This window comes from uncultured Thiodictyon sp., from assembly GCF_903946935.1.
Taxonomy (GTDB): Bacteria; Pseudomonadota; Gammaproteobacteria; order Chromatiales; family Chromatiaceae; genus Thiodictyon.
Genome location: NZ_CAJAXH010000209.1, coordinates 1 through 3,714, shown reverse-complemented (window position 1 = coordinate 3,714; position 3,714 = coordinate 1). Strand labels below are relative to the sequence as shown.

At 65.8% G+C, this 3,714-nt stretch carries 2 protein-coding genes and 1 pseudogene; all 3 read right to left on the bottom strand.

The annotated features are described in order from the left end of the window. Positions 1–68: 68 nt before the first annotated feature. A complete protein-coding gene (locus QZX93_RS17795) occupies positions 69–911 on the bottom strand; it encodes an Rpn family recombination-promoting nuclease/putative transposase (protein WP_295385337.1) in 843 nt (280 codons plus the stop codon). 356 nt (positions 912–1,267) lie between these two features. Beyond that, a complete protein-coding gene (locus QZX93_RS17790; protein WP_295394795.1) occupies positions 1,268–1,936 on the bottom strand; it encodes a DUF4400 domain-containing protein in 669 nt (222 codons plus the stop codon). 565 nt (positions 1,937–2,501) lie between these two features. Further along, positions 2,502–3,714: pseudogene (gene traD / locus QZX93_RS17785) on the bottom strand (conjugative transfer system coupling protein TraD); the annotation flags it as partial.

The following is a 3,714-nucleotide window of genomic DNA, read 5'->3' as shown; positions in this document are numbered from 1 at the left end:
CGGATGTTGGTGGGCTGTTGGCAGTTAATGTGGGCTCATTTGCAAATAATCTGGGTCCGGGACCCCCGTTATTTGCACTTAATCTGGGCTGGAAATCGCGATGTTTGTGGGTCTGGGCGCGGATGTTTGTGGGTCGCTACACCTAGGCGCTCCTCAGCCCATGACGGCAGGGGGCCAAAGCGGCGAGTGAGTTGCCGGCGCAGCAACTTAGCCTCGCCCTCCTGCCTGCCTTCCCGCAAGCCCTGCTCCTTCCACTCCTGGGTCCAAGTCTTGACGCGTTCGGCCAGCATGTCGTGAAGCTCCTGTAGCTCGCTGAAATTGGGTATCTCGACGCCGGGTACGCGCGCCGGAAGCAGCACGCGCTTGAGCCAGACCACGAAGGCACGACGCAGGCTCGCGTTTTCCGCCCCGGCCAGCCACTCGACCAGGCAGCTGATGACCCGCTGGATGTTCTCCGGTGCCTGAGCATTCTCCAAGCGGAACAAGGCGGCGACGACGTTGGGCAGACGCGCGAGGTCGGCCTCGGGGTAGCGGCGTTCTTCCAGGAGAAGATAGCGCATCTGGGGCTGCCAGTGGCGCAGTTGCGGCGGCAGACTGGGGGCGATCAGGTCCGCCAGGTCGGTCTTGGCAATCCAGGGCTCGGCGCCGTTGTAGAGCACGATCAGGAGCACCGGCGGGAGCGGATCATCCGGCCCGATCTCTTTCGACCTGTGCAGGTCCTCGTAAAGAAGGCCGATGTAGGTGAGGAGCCGAGCGGCCATGATGCGGTCGACGGTGGACTGAAACTCCAACAGGATGTAGACGTAGAGCCAGCGCGCCCGTCCGTCCTCGATGATCCGCAGACGCCAGATGACATCGTCGACGCGCTGGCGAAGGTTCTGGCTGATGCCGACCTCACGTACACGCTCCAATGTGTTGAAATCCAGCCGCTCGGCCCCTCCTCGCGCACGAAGCCGCCGAGCAGATCGGAAACCATCTTGCGATGGGAGAACAGCAGCTTGTAGGAAGGGTCGTGCGTCGCCATAGGGATTTGGCCCGCGGGGTCCGATGTTACAAGGATACCCGTTCCGTGGGCCTGATGCAGTACCGTCGGCAAACGCAGACGGGAGCACTCGGAGCTCGGTGGCGACCGGCGAATCTGACGCCTCCCCGATCGCGCCGAGATGCGCGAGATGAGCCCGCCGGGTAAGGTCCCGGGCGAGTTCTGGTCAGGTCAGCAGGGCGGCGACAGCCGTCACGTCAACGTAGAACCGGACATACCTCTGATTTACAAACGTTTCTGGCTATTGGCAAGCACGAATCTGAAGAGCACGGCGACAACGCCCACCCCAACCGGCACGCCCACGGCGGGTAACGGAATGGGCGCAACCAACAGCATCAAGGTCCCAATCAGAATCCAAAGCAGCCCCCGCACCGACCAGAAATGGATCAGCGGACTGGCGTAGGAAAAGCTGTGCTGCCGGATGCGTCGCCGTAACAGCGCATCGTACGCGGCAGCAGCGCAGAGGATCAGGATGAACGGCCACCAGAAGAGCAGAACCGCCAGGCGCTGACAGGCCTGCCCGAGCGACCACCAGACCACATGCACCCGACCCGCGAGCCAGGGCCAGACCGGGCTGTCCGCCAATTTCTCCAGCCCCGCCCCGGCCATCCGGTGATCGGGGACCAGGACGTGGTAACTCCACGCCTCCAGGCCGGTGCGCACGCAACAGGCCCGATACCAGCGCACCGCGCGGTCGAGGATGAGGTCGGCCTGAGCCGGCCCCACTGTGTCCACCAGGGACGCCAGTTCCCGCGCGCTGACCTGGCGCGCCCAGTCGGTCGGGACCAGGGCGGCGAACAGGATGAACTCCATGACGAAGAGCAGCAGGCCGGCGGCGAGGGTCCAGAGCCAGATGCCTTTGCCGTCGCTGCCCTCGTGGGAGTCGTCAAGCATCCTGGACCCCAGACGCAGGTTGCAGGCCAGGCACCGGCAGGACGGCGCGTAACCGACGGCCGAGGATGCGCCGTTGATTGACGGTCATGGCCTGCGCCAGGACCGGATGCTCGGGCGCGGCCAGCGCCCCCATGATCGCCTCGAAGAAGGCCGCAAAGCGCTCGCGATCGGGCACCCCGGTCTTCTTGGCGACCTTGTGGGCGTTGATCGCGGCCACGGCGATGGCTTGCAGGCGGGTGTAGCGGGCCTCGTCGGTGGGGTAACGCTCCCAGAGCCCCAGCGCGAGGCGTTCGAGTAACCCGCGGCTGTCCGGCCAGTCGATCTCGACTTGGGTCAGGGCGTCGCGCTGGGAGCGTTTCAGGGCCGCGTTCAGATATCTTTTTCCCATGTTATTTTCCAGTGTGTGCGTGGTCGTCTGTACTTCCTGTGGTTCCGCCTCAAGCGCATGGCTGTCCGCGGCGGACGCGCCGGCTGATGGCCCAACAGGGCCGGAGAGCGGCGCGTTGGCTCGCGGCTCAGTGGCCGGCGTGGTGACTGCCGCCTCGACCGCACCGCGCAGCGCACCCAGGATCGGCAGCCGACCCTTGACGATCCGCCCGCCCGAGAGCTTGGCGATGTACTCGAAGTTCGGGAGCTGCCCGAGCCACGCCGGGCTGAACAGTTCGACCTCCTCCTCGACCACGCGCTCGCCGGTATTGCCGGTGTAGAGCACCGGGTTGCTGGAGTCGGTGGTACTGCCATGGGAGCGCATGATGCTGACCACGCGGGTCTTGGGCAGGCTTTCGGCCACGTAGTCCTGGGTCTCGGCATCGAGCACGCGCAACGCCACCAGGTTGTTAATGTTGCCGAGCACCTGCCGGGCCTTGGCCTCGCTGCCGGTGCGGGCGGCGAAGTCGGCGAAGGTCTGGGCGGCGATCACCAGGCGCAGGCCGGCGCCACGGCCTTTGTTCAGCAGTTGGATGAAGGGATCGTTGACGACCTCGGCCGACTCGTCGATGAACACGTTCACCGGACTTGGGCGCCCCTGGTGGTTGTAACGATCACCGGCGACCGCGGCCAGGTCGGCAATGAGGATGGAGCCGATGGCCGACCCGACCATGGTGTCTGATAGAGAATCCAGTCCGACATAGAGCACCTCGCCGGCCTTGATGACCGCGGCCAGGTTGGTCAGGCGCCGCGGATCATCGACCTCGCCCGCCTCCGGTGACAGCAGGCCCTGAAGGTCCCCGGACGTGAGCATGTTCAGGATCGGCATCAGGCTCGCGACCATCTTGGAGAAATGGACCTGCTCGTGTTCATAGAGACCGAGCAGGCCTTCCAGCACGGTCGAGGGGTGTTCGCTACTGACCCGCTCGCGGTAGTAGCGCACCAGCGCCTTGACCCGGGCGGTGGTGTCGCGGGCACGGGTGAGCTGCGTTGCCGCTTCCGTTTCCCAGTCGGGCCGACACGCGGCATAGTGCCGCCGCAGCGCCCGCTCGACCAGGGCCTCGGCGCCGCCTTCCAGGTAATGGCGCAGACTGACCAGGCTGGGCCGCTCATCGACCGCGATCAGCCCCTGCACCACGTTGCTCAGGGCCATCTGCCCGAAGCTCTTGAACGGATCGTTGCCGGTCTCCGATGGGATCAGGGCCGCCACCCGGCTCGCGAGCTCGGTGGGCCGATTGAAGCTGTGCAGCGGGTCGATGCGCACCGACTGGGCGGGAAAGGCCGGATGGAAATGCACGAAGCGCTCCGGGGTGCCGGCCAGGACGCACGCCCGTTGCGCCGTATCGCGCAGG